Annotated in this window: 11 protein-coding genes; 3 read left to right on the top strand and 8 right to left on the bottom strand. The window is 43.0% G+C overall.

Translation table 11 applies throughout. From position 1 onward, the window contains the following. Positions 1-23: 23 nt before the first annotated feature. The gene (gene metH, locus QUD85_RS04600; RefSeq protein ID WP_093327300.1) at positions 24-3722 is read right to left on the bottom strand and encodes a methionine synthase; all 3699 of its coding nucleotides are present in this window, start codon (positions 3720-3722) and stop codon (positions 24-26) included. Continuing rightward, on the bottom strand, positions 3723-4667 hold the full coding sequence (metA, locus tag QUD85_RS04595) for a homoserine O-acetyltransferase MetA (RefSeq protein WP_093327298.1): 945 nt from the start codon (positions 4665-4667) through the stop codon (positions 3723-3725). It lies immediately after the preceding gene. 159 nt (positions 4668-4826) lie between these two features. On the opposite strand from metA, the gene QUD85_RS04590 reads away from it, so the two are divergent. Next, positions 4827-5948, top strand: a complete 1122-nt coding sequence (locus QUD85_RS04590) for an S-(hydroxymethyl)glutathione dehydrogenase/class III alcohol dehydrogenase (protein ID WP_093327296.1) — start codon at positions 4827-4829, stop codon at positions 5946-5948. After that, on the top strand, positions 5945-6781 hold the full coding sequence (gene fghA, locus QUD85_RS04585; RefSeq protein WP_093327295.1) for an S-formylglutathione hydrolase: 837 nt from the start codon (positions 5945-5947) through the stop codon (positions 6779-6781). Before QUD85_RS04590 ends, fghA begins: the two co-directional genes overlap by 4 nt. A 58-nt stretch (positions 6782-6839) precedes the next feature. Here fghA and recA read toward each other — a convergent pair whose 3' ends face one another. Continuing rightward, positions 6840-7865: a recombinase RecA gene (recA, locus tag QUD85_RS04580; RefSeq protein WP_093327293.1), complete on the bottom strand. Its 1026-nt coding sequence runs from the start codon at positions 7863-7865 to the stop codon at positions 6840-6842. Between the two features lie 280 nt (positions 7866-8145). Between recA and mutS the strand changes: the two genes are divergently transcribed. After that, a complete protein-coding gene (mutS, locus tag QUD85_RS04575; protein WP_093327292.1) occupies positions 8146-10701 on the top strand; it encodes a DNA mismatch repair protein MutS in 2556 nt (851 codons plus the stop codon). 42 nt (positions 10702-10743) lie between these two features. Here the strand turns inward: mutS and rpoS are convergent, their stop codons facing one another. From rpoS to surE, 5 genes are all read right to left on the bottom strand, one after another. Then, positions 10744-11688 carry an RNA polymerase sigma factor RpoS gene (rpoS, locus tag QUD85_RS04570; protein ID WP_093327291.1) on the bottom strand — a complete coding sequence of 315 codons (945 nt, stop codon included), beginning with the start codon at positions 11686-11688 and terminating at the stop codon, positions 10744-10746. Between the two features lie 125 nt (positions 11689-11813). After that, positions 11814-12644, bottom strand: a complete 831-nt coding sequence (locus tag QUD85_RS04565) for a peptidoglycan DD-metalloendopeptidase family protein (RefSeq protein ID WP_407705092.1) — start codon at positions 12642-12644, stop codon at positions 11814-11816. A 19-nt stretch (positions 12645-12663) separates the two neighbouring features. Continuing rightward, positions 12664-13242, bottom strand: coding sequence for a YqaA family protein (locus tag QUD85_RS04560; protein ID WP_093327288.1), 579 nt, complete (start codon positions 13240-13242; stop codon positions 12664-12666). Beyond that, positions 13239-13895: a protein-L-isoaspartate(D-aspartate) O-methyltransferase gene (locus QUD85_RS04555; protein WP_093327287.1), complete on the bottom strand. Its 657-nt coding sequence runs from the start codon at positions 13893-13895 to the stop codon at positions 13239-13241. The genes QUD85_RS04560 and QUD85_RS04555 overlap by 4 nt, the downstream gene beginning before the upstream one ends. Continuing rightward, the gene (gene surE, locus QUD85_RS04550; protein ID WP_093327620.1) at positions 13892-14644 is read right to left on the bottom strand and encodes a 5'/3'-nucleotidase SurE; all 753 of its coding nucleotides are present in this window, start codon (positions 14642-14644) and stop codon (positions 13892-13894) included. Before surE ends, QUD85_RS04555 begins: the two co-directional genes overlap by 4 nt. Between the last annotated feature and the right edge of the window lie 4 nt (positions 14645-14648).

Below are 14648 nucleotides of genomic sequence, written 5' to 3'. Positions count from 1 at the left end.
GATGCCAGATATGATGTGAAAGCTTAAGGTTCGTAGTCAAGGTTACTTGCTAGCCATTTTTCCGCTTCTTCAACGGAAAAACCTTTACGTGCAGCGTAACTTTCCACTTGATCCTTTGCTATTTTCGCTACCGCGAAATACTTACTATCAGGGTGAGCAAAATACCAACCGCTGACAGCGGCACCTGGCCACATAGCGTAGCTTGAGGTTAATTCCATGCCGATGTTGTTTTCAACATCCAACAGCTCCCACAACAAGCCTTTCTCGGTATGTTCTGGACATGCTGGATAACCAGGAGCAGGTCGAATTCCCTGATAACTCTCACGAATCAGCGCTTCATTATCAAACGCTTCATCAGGTGCATATCCCCAGAAGTGTTTGCGCACTTGCTCGTGCAAGTATTCAGCAGTTGCTTCTGCTAGTCTGTCGGCAACGGCTTTACATAAAATACTATTGTAAGTGTCATGCTCGGCATCAAATGCTGCGACTAGTTCATCTGCACCAAAACCTGCAGACACTGCAAAGGCACCAATATAGTCGTCGATATTGTCTTCTTTGGCAGCAACATAATCAGACAAACAGCGATTGAACTGTCCGACTTTCTTCTTACCTTGCTGTCTTAGCTGTTGCAATTTCATTAACGGCGATTGACCCGCAACATCCAATACTTGAATGTCATCTCCTTCTCGATAGGCAGGGAACAAACCGATTACCGCTTTTGCTGCTAACTTATTTTGCGCAATAACATCATCAATCATCGCGTTGGCGTCATTAAACAGTTTTGTTGCTTCTTCTCCGACAAGTTCATGTTCAAGAATCTTTGGATACTTGCCTGACAATTGCCAGGTCATAAAAAATGGTGTCCAGTCGATGTAATTTCTAACCACATTTAAATCAATGTCATCCAATACAGTGACACCTAATTTATTCGGCTTTTTCGGTGTGTAATTATCGAAGCTAATTGGCGCAGCGTTTGCTCGAGCTGTTGCTAAATCAATAAGTTCTGAACGAGGCCCTTTATTAAAATGTCGCGCGCGCGTGCGTTCATATTCATCATTCAAACGTTCCATAAACGCCGGGCGAAGTTCATCTGACATCAAACTGTTAACCACTGATACACTGCGAGACGCGTTTGGAACGTAAACAACAGGGTGTTGATATTGCTGCTCAATTTTTACCGCAGTATGCGCCTTAGAAGTTGTCGCACCACCAATCAATAAGGGTAAATCAAAATCTTGGCGTTGCATTTCTTTGGCAACATGGACCATCTCATCTAACGACGGCGTGATAAGTCCAGACAAGCCAATGATGTCACATTGCTCAGCTTTGGCGACTTTTAAAATCTCTTCACAAGGCACCATTACGCCTAAATCGATAATTTCGAAGTTGTTACATTGCAGAACAACACCAACAATGTTTTTACCAATATCGTGGACGTCGCCTTTTACCGTTGCGAGTAAGACCTTACCATTAGATTTAGCCGCGGTTTTTTCTGCCTCAATGTAGGGTTGCAAGTAAGCAACCGCTTGCTTCATTACGCGAGCAGATTTAACTACCTGTGGCAAAAACATTTCGCCTGCGCCAAACAAATCGCCAACGGTATTCATACCGTCCATTAACGGCCCTTCGATAACCTCTAGCGGCCTATCGACGGACAAGCGAGCTTCTTCCGTGTCTGCAACGATAAACTCGTTAATACCTTTAACCAAAGCATGTTCTAATCGTTTAGCTACAGGCAGCTCACGCCAAGCTTGATCTTGTTTATTGTCTTTTGTTGCGCCTTGCTCTCTATACTCGTCGGCTATTTCAAGCAAGCGTTCTGTTGCGCCGTCATCGCTATTGAGCACAACATCTTCTACCGCCTTTTTTAACTTAGCTGGCAGGTCGGAATATATAGCGAGTTGACCGGCGTTAACAATACCCATATCCATGCCATTTCGAATAGCGTGATATAAAAATACGGCATGTATCGCCTCGCGGACTGGATTGTTTCCTCTAAATGAAAACGACACGTTAGACACACCACCTGAAACCATCGCATGTGGCAGGTGTTGTTTGATACCTGCAGTCGCTTCGATGAAATCTACCGCGTAGTTATTATGCTCATCAATACCTGTTGCTACGGCAAAGATATTTGGATCGAAGATGATATCTTCGGCAGGAAAGCCAATCTCGTTAACAAGAATGTTATAAGCGCGCTGACAGATTTCAAATTTACGCTCTCGCGTATCTGCCTGTCCGACTTCATCGAACGCCATAACGATAACCGCCGCGCCATATCGGCGCAATAGCTCTGCTTGCTCGCGGAAAATTGCTTCGCCTTCTTTTAAGCTTATCGAGTTAACAACACCTTTACCTTGGATACATTGCAAACCCGCTTCTAAAATGTCCCATTTCGAGCTATCGATCATAATAGGCACTTTAGCGATATCAGGTTCACCGGCAATCAAATTGAGGAATCTCACCATACATGCTTGAGAATCGAGCATGCCCTCATCCATGTTGATATCAATAATTTGAGCACCATTTTCTACTTGCTGAAGTGCAACAGATATTGCTTGATCGTAGTTTTCTTCCGTGATCAGTCGCTTAAATACCGCAGAGCCAGTAACATTGGTTCGTTCACCAACATTCACAAACAAGGTTTGTTCATCGATTGTTAATGGTTCTAAACCAGAGAGCCTGCAAGCGATAGGACGCGGCTCTATTTTTCTCGGCGCTTTAGAAGCAACCGTTTCAGCCATGCCACGTATATGATCTGGTGTGGTACCACAGCAGCCACCTATCACATTTAAAAAGCCACTGTTTGCCCACTCTTCAATATGGGCGTTCATATCCTCAACGGTAAAGTCATATTCACCAAAGGCGTTAGGTAAACCAGCATTTGGGTGAGCCGTCACTGCCACGTCACTGATACGACTCAACTCTTCTACATACTGTCTTAGTTCAACCGGCCCTAATGCACAATTTAAACCAAAAGAAATTGGTTTAGCGTGGCGTAATGAATTGTAAAAAGCTTCTGTTGTTTGACCGGACAATGTACGCCCAGAGGCATCTGTAATTGTGCCCGATATCATCACAGGTAAGCGCACACCCTGCTCTTCAAATACCGTTTCAATCGCGAAGATTGCGGCCTTTGCATTTAACGTGTCAAAAATGGTTTCGATTAAGATAATATCGCTACCGCCTTCAATTAACGCTTTGGTTGATTCTATATAGGCGTCTTTAAGCTCATTAAAGCTAACGTTTCGAAAGGCCGGGTCATTAACATCCGGCGAAATGGAGCAAGTACGGTTTGTTGGACCAAGTACACCGGCAACAAATCGAGGTTTATCTGGCGTTTTTGCATTAAATTCATCGACCGCTTCTCTCGCTAGCTTGGCTGCTTGCAAATTGATTTCGGCACTAATCGACTCCATGTCATAGTCGGCCATAGCAATGGTTGTAGCGTTAAAGGTATTGGTCTCAATAATATCGGCGCCGGCAGCTAAATATTCTTTGTGAATATCTTTGATAACATCAGGTTGGGTCAGCACCAAAAGGTCGTTATTTCCTTTTACGTCACAATGCCAATCCTTAAAACGCTCGCCACGATAATCTTCTTCTTCGAACTTATATCCTTGGATCATTGTCCCCATAGCGCCATCCAAAATAAGTATGCGCTCTGACAAGGCACGTTTAATCGTGCTAAAAAGGGGGGATTCTACTACTGCTAATGTCATTTACTTTTTTCCTGGATGGATCGCTTGGATATTTTCCGCGTCTAACTTATATGGTGTTATCTGGTAAACGTAATAATTTAACCAATTAGTAAACAGCAAACTACCATGACTTCGCCAATTGGTAACGGGTTTATTACTAACATTTGAATCTGGATAGTAATTTTCAGGAATATGCGGTGATAAATCTGCGGCTAAATCGCGATGATACTCATCATGTAGCGTCAACGGATCGTACTCCGGATGACCGGTTAAATAGACCTGCTGCTTATTTTTACTGGCGACAAGATACACCCCTGCTTGCTCTGATTCTGCGAGTATGCGCAAGTCAGGCACAGATTCATAATCTGATCTATCAATGTAACCATAGCGAGAATGAGGAACACTGAATGTTTCATCAAAACCACGTGTTAGCTGCTCAGTTGGATCTAACGTGTTATGCGTAAACACCCCCGACAGCTTAGTGTCTCGTAAGTGGCGCTTTAAACCGTAATGATGATACAACGCGGCATGCGCTGCCCAACAACTATACATGGTAGAGGTGACATTTTTCTCCGCCCAATCAAACACCTCGCAAATCTTGTCCCAATAGCTTACTTGCGAGTAGTCCATTAGTGCTAATGGTGCTCCAGTGACTATCAAACCGTCATATTGCTTGTCTTTTATGTCGTCAAACAAACGATAAAAATTATCTAAATGTTGCTTAGGCGTATTTTTAGATTCATTCGCGTGAATCCGCACTAAGTCGACATTTATTTGCAGTGGTGTATTGGCTAATACCCTGAGAATTTGAACTTCCGTTTCTATTTTATTGGGCATCAAATTCAAGATTGCCACTTCCATTGGACGAATATCCTGATTCACCGCGCGATGCTCCGACATCACGAAGATATTCTCTTTATCAAGTACCGACAATGCGGGTAATTGGTCAGGTATTTTTATTGGCATAAAAATCTTTTAAATAGTTTTGTGCTAGCTTAGCTATAAATGTCGCTTAGATTTCTAGATATGTCAACATCTAAACGTATAGACGTCCAAAATATTTTCTTTCGAAACCACAAAAAGACAACTACATTTTTATACAAGTGAAATAAACGAGAGTTGCATATGAAAACAAAAGCCGCAGTAGCCTTTAAGGCAGGAGAACCCTTAAGAATAATGGAGGTAGAGCTCGCTCCACCACAAGCAGGTGAAGTATTAATAGAACTTAAAGCGACAGGGGTTTGCCATACAGATGCTTTTACCCTATCGGGAGACGATCCAGAGGGTGCCTTTCCAGCGATACTTGGTCATGAAGGCGCAGGCGTGGTCATTGAGGTTGGAGAAGGTGTTTCGTCAGTTGCTGTCGGCGATCATGTCATTCCTTTATATACGCCCGAGTGTCGCGAATGTAAGTTTTGTTTGCACCCAAAGACTAACCTTTGCCAGTCTATACGTGAAACCCAAGGACAGGGTGTGATGCCAGATGGCACGTCTCGTTTTTCCATCGATGGCGAGCCTATCTTGCACTATATGGGCTGTTCTACGTTTGCTAACCATACCGTACTGCCTGAAATAGCCGTCGCTAAAATTCGCAAAGATGCGCCGTTCGATAAGGTCTGCTATATCGGCTGTGGTGTTACTACTGGCGTCGGTGCTGTCGCTTTTGACGCAAAAGTAGAACCAGGCTCCAATGTTGTTGTGTTTGGTCTTGGCGGCATTGGGCTTAATGTTATTCAGGGGGCTAAACTGGTTGGCGCGAACAAAATCATCGGCGTTGACCTCAATGACAGTAAAAAAACATTAGCGACAGAATTTGGCATGACAGATTTTATTAATCCAAAAGACGTCGATGATGTCGTAGCAAAGATTATCGAACTTACAGACGGTGGCGCAGATTATAGTTTTGAATGTATTGGCAACGTAAACACCATGAGACAGGCGTTAGAGTGTTGCCATAAAGGTTGGGGTGAATCTTGGATCATCGGTGTTGCTGGTGCTGGCCAAGAGATATCAACCCGCCCTTTCCAGCTTGTTACCGGTCGGTCATGGAAAGGCACCGCATTTGGTGGCGCTAGAGGTCGTACTGATGTACCTAAAATTGTAGACTGGTACATGGAAGGTAAAATAAAAATAGATGAACTCATTACTCACACCATGCCACTAGAAAACATTAATGAAGCATTTGATCTTATGCATGAAGGTAAGTCGATACGTTCTGTTGTACTTTACGATAAGGAAAACGAGTGACTATAGAAAAACTCTCAACTAATACGGTATTTGGTGGCGAACATATTCGTTTCAAGCACCGTTCATCGACGTTAGCATGCGATATGATTTTTGCGGTGTTCCTGCCGAGCAAAGCTAAAACAACACCTGTGCCGGTACTTTACTGGCTATCAGGGTTAACTTGCACGGATGAAAATTTTATGCAAAAAGCTGGTGCACAGCAATACGCAGAAAAACATGGTATCGCCATTGTAGCACCCGATACTAGCCCGCGAGGGGAAGATATCGCTAATGACCCTAGTTACGACCTTGGACAAGGCGCAGGCTTTTATGTCAACGCAACGCAGCCACCTTGGCAAGCACATTACCAAATGTACAGTTATGTCACCGAAGAATTACCACAACTGGTAGAGCAACATCTGCCAGTATCCAATAAAAAAGCGATTAGTGGGCATTCAATGGGTGGCCATGGCGCGTTGACAATAGCGTTGAAAAACAAAGACATGTTTACTTCAATATCCGCGTTTAGTCCTATTGTAAACCCTATAAACTGTCCCTGGGGGCAAAAAGCATTCACGCATTACTTGGGTGCCCATTGTGGGATTTGGGAAGCGCACGATACCTGTGAGCTTATGCGCGCTTGTGATAACACACTGCCCTGCTTAATTGACCAAGGTTTAGATGACGAATTTCTCAAGGAACAACTGTTAACCGAACGCCTTACCGACATTGTTAAAGAGAAGCAGCTAGATGTGACCATAAGAATGCAACCCGGCTATGATCACAGTTATTATTTTATCGCCAGTTTTATTGAAGAACACGTTGCCTTTCACGCCAAATACCTGGCGCAATAAGCATTAAAAAACGCCGCTAATTATTAGCGGCGTTTCAATGTATAACCAGCTTAACGATTTATTCAGCTACTGCTTCTTCTTCGTCTTGCTCTACGTTTTTGTTTAAGTAAATTTCACGAATACGGCTGTCGATTTCGTTAGCAATTTCTGGGTTCTCTTTCAAAAAGTTAACCGCATTAGCCTTACCTTGACCTATCTTGTCGCCGTTATAGCTGTACCAAGCACCCGCTTTTTCAACCATTTTGTTTTGTACACCTAGGTCGATCAATTCACCATAGTTATTGATGCCTTCGCCATACATAATTTGAAATTCAACTTGTTTAAATGGTGGTGCAATCTTGTTTTTCACTACCTTAACGCGCGTTTCATTACCAACAATTTCGTCGCCTTGCTTCACTGCACCAATTCTACGAATATCTAAACGTACTGACGCATAGAACTTCAGTGCATTACCACCCGTTGTTGTTTCAGGGTTACCAAACATAACACCGATCTTCATACGAATTTGGTTGATGAAAATCATCATGGTATTCGACTGCTTCAGATTACCCGTAAGTTTACGCATAGCTTGCGACAACATACGTGCTTGCAAACCAACGTGCGAATCCCCCATGTCACCTTCAATCTCAGCTTTTGGCGTTAACGCAGCTACCGAGTCGACTACGATAACGTCAATAGCACCAGAGCGAGTTAACATGTCGCATATCTCTAACGCTTGTTCGCCTGTATCTGGTTGCGATACTAATAGCTCATCTACGTTTACACCAAGCTTAGCGGCATAAATTGGATCCAAAGCATGCTCAGCATCAACAAAGGCACAAACTTTTCCGTTACGTTGTGCTTCGGCAATAACCTCTAGTGTTAAGGTTGTTTTACCACTTGATTCAGGACCATAAATTTCAACAACACGTCCCATTGGAAGACCACCAGCGCCAAGCGCAATATCTAAACCAATTGAACCTGTAGAAATGGTTTCAACGTTCATGCTGCGGTTTTCACCCAACTTCATGATCGAACCTTTACCAAATTGACGTTCAATTTGACCAAGTGCTGCGGCTAACGCTTTTTCTTTATTTGCATCCATTAAAAACTCCCAATTAAGGAACATGTAATTCATCTAATGCACACCAGTATACTGTATGACTGTACAGTATCAAGAGTTTTTCAAAATTATTATCAAATATTCAATTAAGATATTGATATTAAAAGAAATAAACAAAACAAAAGAATCGTTCATTAATTAATCAAGAAAGATTTATACAGTAAAAATGGTGAAAACACTGTAATTTAACGCCAAACAAAAATAGCTGTGGCATAATAGCCGCTATAACAATAACGTTCTTAAAAATCAGTACAGTTTATCCATGACCGCACAAGATTTATCGCAACATACGCCAATGATGAGGCAGTACCTCACCATTAAAGCGGAATTTCCCAATATTCTACTTTTTTATCGCATGGGCGATTTTTATGAATTGTTTTTTGACGACGCAAAACGAGCTGCCGACTTACTTGATATATCGTTAACTGCGCGCGGTAAAACGGGTGGCAATGCTATCCCAATGGCAGGTGTGCCCTATCACGCTGTCGAATCTTATTTAGCCCGGTTGGTTAAACTAGGTGAGTCCGTCGCAATTTGCGAACAAGTTGGCGATCCTGCAACGTCTAAAGGTCCAGTTGAACGAAAAGTTGTCAAAATAGTTACGCCAGGTACCGTAAGTGATGAAGCATTGCTAACCGACAGGCAAGATAACTTAATTGCTGCGGTATATGCACATGAAGACAAAATCGGTTTGAGCTACTTAGATGTAACCAGTGGCCGATTTATGCTCACTGAGTTAGACACACAAGAACAACTGCAAGCGGAATTACAACGCCTATCTCCAGCAGAACTTTTGTATCCGGAGCAGTTTGCTTACCCTACCCTTGTTGAAAGCCAAAAAGGGTGTAGAAGAAGACCTGAGTGGGAGTTTGACCTAGACACCAGTATCCGCCTGTTAAATCAGCAATTTGGTACAAAAGAGTTAAGTGGCTTTGGTGTAAGTGACTACGCAACTGGACTTATGGCAGCAGGCTGTTTAATGCAATATGTCAAAGACAGTCAACGAACAGCATTACCTCATATTCGTTCGATTAGATGTGAAGTACAAAGCCGAGCGGTCATTTTAGATGCCGCCACACGCCGAAACCTGGAACTAACCAGTAATCTGCAAGGTGGATATGAAAACACCCTTGCTTCAGTGTTAGATCAAACGGCATCGCCTATGGGCTCTCGCCTATTAAAACGTTGGCTTCACTTTCCACTGCGCGACCTAACAATATTGTCGGGAAGACAAGATGCAATAGCACATATTATTGACCAGGAAAGTTATAGCGATATAGCGCTACTACTAAAACATGTCGGGGATGCCGAGCGTATTGTCTCTAGAATCGCCATGCGTAGCGCAAGACCTAGAGATTTTTCTAGATTACGTCAGTGCCTACAGCAGTTGCCACAATTAGCAAACGTGTTAGAAGACAGCCAAGGTCATTTAAAAGCATTAGCACAACAAGTGTCACCTATTGAAACCCTGCAATCTTTGTTGGAAGAGGCAATAGTTGATAACCCTCCTGTTGTGATTCGTGATGGCGGAGTGCTTGCCCCTGGTTACAATGAAGAACTCGACGAGCTTAGACAGCTCAGTCAAGGTGCAACGGAGTATCTTGAGAACTTAGAATTAAAAGAGCGAGAACAAACTGGTATTGCCACACTTAAAGTTGGCTATAACAAAGTGCACGGCTTCTTTATTGAAGTCAGCAAAGCTTCTGCCACTCAAGTGCCCGACCACTATATCAGGCGACAAACACTCAAGAATAATGAGCGTTATATTACCGAAGAGTTGAAATCGCATGAAGAAAAAGTGCTTACCGCACAATCTCGCTTTCTAGCACTAGAAAAAAAGCTATACGAACAACTTTTTGAACAGTTTCTGCCACATCTAGAACAGTTACAAACATTGGCAGAAGCGCTTGCCGAAATAGATGTTTTAGCTACTTTCGCCGAACGTGCAATTGCGCTTAATTATGTCAAACCAACCCTTGCAGACAAGCCAGGTATCGATATCGATCAAGGCCGCCACCCTGTGGTTGAACACGTCAGTCAAACACCGTTTATTGCCAACCCAGTGGTGTTAAATGACAACAGAAAAATGCTTATTATTACCGGCCCTAATATGGGCGGTAAATCAACATATATGCGTCAAACAGCGCTTATAACATTGCTTGCACATATTGGATGTTATGTTCCTGCGCAAAGCGCAACTATAGGCATGGTCGACAGAATATTTACCCGCATCGGCGCGAGCGATGACCTTGCCAGCGGCCGTTCAACCTTCATGGTTGAGATGACAGAAACAGCAAATATTCTACATAATGCTACCGCCAAGAGTTTAGTTTTACTCGATGAAATAGGACGCGGAACAAGTACTTACGACGGCCTATCATTGGCCTGGGCAACAGCAGAAATGCTGGCACAACAAATTAAAGCCTTTACCTTGTTTGCGAGCCATTATTTTGAGTTAACCATGTTAGCGAAACAAGTCGACGGCATGGAAAACGTGCATTTAGACGCTGTTGAACATGACGATGAAATTATCTTTATGCATGCCGTTTCAGAAGGGCCTGCTAGCAAAAGTTTTGGTTTACAAGTTGCTCAACTAGCAGGTGTACCGCGCAGTGCGATATTGCGCGCTAAAGAAAAACTGGCGGAGCTGGAACAAAATAAACAACCGACAGTGACGAGCGCTAAGGAAAGTGACAAACAACTACCTTTGATGGACTTTACCCATCCTGCGGTAGAAAAATTGCAAGCACTCGATGTAGACAATCTGTCTCCAAGACAAGCGCTTGATTGGTTGTATTTGCTGAAAAAAGACGTATAAAAAAAGAGGCTTTCGCCTCTTTTTCTTTTCTTGCTACTTGTCTTAATGTTCTTGGAATAAAGATTCAATCGACAAGTTTTGCTGTTTTAATAAATCGCGTAAACGTTTTAGCGCTTCTACTTGGATTTGACGTACTCTTTCTCGCGTTAAGCCTATTTCAGAACCAACATCTTCAAGTGTTGATGCTTCATAGCCTAACAAGCCAAATCGTCGTGCTAGTACTTCTTTTTGTTTTGGATTTAATTCATTTAACCAATCGACAATAGAATGTTTGATATCGTCCGATTGGAGTTTACTCTCTGGACCGCCTGCTTTCTCGTCAGGGATTATATCTAATAAACCTTTTTCACCATCCCCTGCAAAAGGTGTATCTACTGACGCAATACGCTCATTTAAACGCAACATTTTGCTGACGTCTTCCACCGGTACGTCTAACGCTTTAGAAATATCTTCTGCAGTCGGTTCATGATCAAGCTTTTGCACAAGCTCTCTCGCTGTACGTAAATAGATGTTGAGTTCTTTAACCACATGGATTGGAAGACGAATCGTACGGGTTTGATTCATTATGGCCCGTTCAATCGTTTGACGAATCCACCATGTTGCATAGGTTGAAAAACGGAACCCACGTTCTGGATCAAATTTTTCCACCGCGCGAATCAAGCCTAAATTGCCTTCTTCGATTAAGTCTAATAAGGGGAGACCACGATTGTTATAACGACGTGCGATCTTAACAACTAACCTGAGATTACTTTCGATCATTCGTTTTCGCGCTGCTTCATCACCTTTTAAGGCGAGGCGAGAAAAATATACTTCCTCTTCCGCAGATAATAGCGGCGAAAATCCAATTTCACTCAAGTACAACTGTGTAGCGTCAAAATTAGATGGTACTTCACTGTCCTGTTTCGACACTACCTTCCTGGACTTTTTTGGTGCCTTGGTTGTTGTGCCTTCAACGATTGTTTCTTCTAATTCTTTTTCCAAGCTCATGCTAACACTCCCGTTCTCAGCTAAGCGGTTAAAAATTAAATCCTCACGTCAACTCCATGGTTTTTGTTGTTATTTAGAGCGAAAAAAACACCACACCAAGCATTTGTTAGTGGGGTTTATTCGGGTTATTTTCTTGGCAAATACTTCAGAGGATTGACCGATTTTCCGCGAAAGCGAACTTCAAAGTGAAGCATGACTCTTTGCGCGTCGGTGTCACCCATTTTTGCAATGATATCACCAGCATCGACAGACTGTTTTTCTTTTACAAGTATCTTGTCGTTGTGAGCGTAAGCGCTTAAATAATCGTCGTTATGTTTAATAATAACGAGCTTACCATAGCCTCTTAGCGCATCACCCACATATACAACTCGCCCATCTGCTGCGGCGTATATGTCATTTCCTATGCTGCCAGCAATATCAATTCCCTTGTTGCCTTGAGGAGCGCTCGAAAAAGTCCCTATAATTTTCCCTTTAGCTGGCCACTGCCATTCCCCTATTTTCTGAGAAAATGACCGGTCAGATGATGTTCGATTATCGTTCGTTTTTTGAGCATTCTCATCTCCACCATACGCCTGCTTAGAATTCTGTGCAAGTGATTTTTTTGTGACAGTTTTATTATTTTGAGAAGGCGCTTTTGTTACCCCCTTATTTTTGCTGACTTGGGGCGAAGTAGCTGATAAGAATATTTTTTGACCCGGGTAAATATGGTACGGCGCTGAGATATTATTCAGCTTAGCTAAGCTTCTAACGTCGGTATCTGCTCGCCATGCAATGGAGTACAGGGTCTCCCCCTTTTTAACCGTATAGTAAGTACCTGTAATACTATTTTTTACCTGTTGCGACAAAGGCGTAGCAGCAAAGCCACCGACCACTGGCGCAGGTTCATGACGAGCACAGGCACCTAGTATGGCTAGCAGAGAAATTGATACAACAAATCGGTAAAACGTAGAACTCATCATACAATTGGCGCGGACACTATCTAAAAACAAAGTACAGAATAATGACAAGTACAACAACGGCCCAACCAATCACGTCAATCCACTGCCTTAACTTAGCTTCCATGTTTGGGCCACCCCACTTAATCAAACCAGCAACTAGGTAAAAGCGCATACCTCGGCTAATGGCCGACGCAATAAAGAAGGGTAAAAAGGCCATGTGTAAAAAGCCTGCTGACACAGTAAACAGTTTATAAGGTACTGGTGAAAAGCCGGCAATAAAGACAACCCATAAACCCCACTCGCTAAACCAAGCCATTACTTTGTCGAGCTTATCTTGATAACCAATTTCAGCAATAATCGGTTGAATCCATGGCTCAAACATAAAGTAGCCTAACCAAAAGCCTACAGCGCCACCCAATACGGAGGTAACGGTTGCAATAGCTGCATACCGCCATGCTTTTTTCTGTTCTGCCAATACCATTGGCGCTAGCATTACGTCAGTAGGTATAGGGAAAAAGATCGATTCAATAAATGAAATAAAGCCTAACATTGCCGGAGCAAATTTATGTTTTGCCCAACGTAGCGTCCAGTCATATAACGGCGAAAATATTTTCACGACAAGGCTCCTGGAATCAAGGGGACAAATCTTACTGCCTCAATTTGTTGAACATCAAAATCATCACCGCGGCGAGTAATAAGCTTCAACATTTGCTGCCCATCACCTACAGGAATAATTAATCTACCACCGTCTCTTAACTGCTCTAATAGAGCTTGCGGTACACTTGTCGCGCCAGCAGTTACAATGATTGCAGGAAATGGGCCTTTACTCTTCCACCCTTGCCAACCGTCACCATGTTTCATTTGCACATTGTGCAGGTCGATAGTTTGTAACTTACGCTTAGCTTGAAGTTGGAGTGTTTTAATACGCTCTACTGAGTAAACTTTGTTGGTTAGCTGCGCTAGGATTGATGTTTGGTAACCGCTGCCTGTGCCGATTTCTAGAATCTTGTCTGGCTTACCGTCAAGCAGCAATAGTTCTGACATTTTAGCGACAATATATGGTTGCGAAATCGTTTGTCCCTGGCCAATGGGTAATGCCGTATTGTCATACGCCTTATGCGCTAATATCTCAGGCACAAAAATATGACGAGGTGAATTAGCTATCGCTTGTAACACAGTTGGGTTTTTTATCCCTTCTTGATGTAGTTTTTGGGCTAAAATATCGCCGCTACGACTCGACTTCCCACTTATGCGGCTCGATACATTCATAGTTTAAGTTCACTTATCCATTTTTTCATATTGTTCAGGCTTTTATGTGCTGTCATGTCTACCGTTAAAGGTGTTATTGCAGCATAGCCATGTTTAATTGCGTGAAAGTCAGTGCCTTCGCCACCATCGTGTTCATCGCCCAACTTACCATACCAATAGATGTCCCGTTGCCATGGATCCGTACTTTTTTGCATGACTTCAGCTTTGTGGCGATTGCCAAGCCTTGTTGCTTTAATGCCTTTAAGCGCTTCAATAGGCAAGCAAGGAACATTGATATTTAATATTTGATCTTTTTCTAGCGGATGATTCGCCAAATTATTAATGACTTTTACCGCTACTTCCGCGGCGGTTTCAAAAAAACGCTCATCTTTACCCGCAAGCGAAACTGCAACCGCAGGTAACCCCATATGGCGGCCTTCTGTTGCCGCGGCAACAGTGCCAGAATACAAGGTGTCATCACCTAAATTAGGGCCATGGTTAATTCCCGCTACAACTAGGTCAGGCGGCGTTTGGCAAATTTGACTAATACCAACATGAACAGAATCAGTTGGCGTACCATTAACCGAATAAAAACCGTTGTCTAACTTTTCCGCCCTTAGCGGGTTTAACAAAGTCAGAGAATTACTGGCGCCGCTGCAGTTGCGATCAGGGGCAACAACGGTAACATTAGCAATTTGAGATAACGCCTGATAAAGCACCTTTATGCCTAGCGCATTAACGCCATCATCGTTGCTTAGCAATATATTCAGTTGT

It is taken from the genome of Thalassotalea agarivorans (assembly GCF_030295955.1).
GTDB classification, from domain to species: domain Bacteria; phylum Pseudomonadota; class Gammaproteobacteria; order Enterobacterales; family Alteromonadaceae; genus Thalassotalea_D; species Thalassotalea_D agarivorans.
This window is presented reverse-complemented; position numbering and strand designations above follow the sequence as displayed.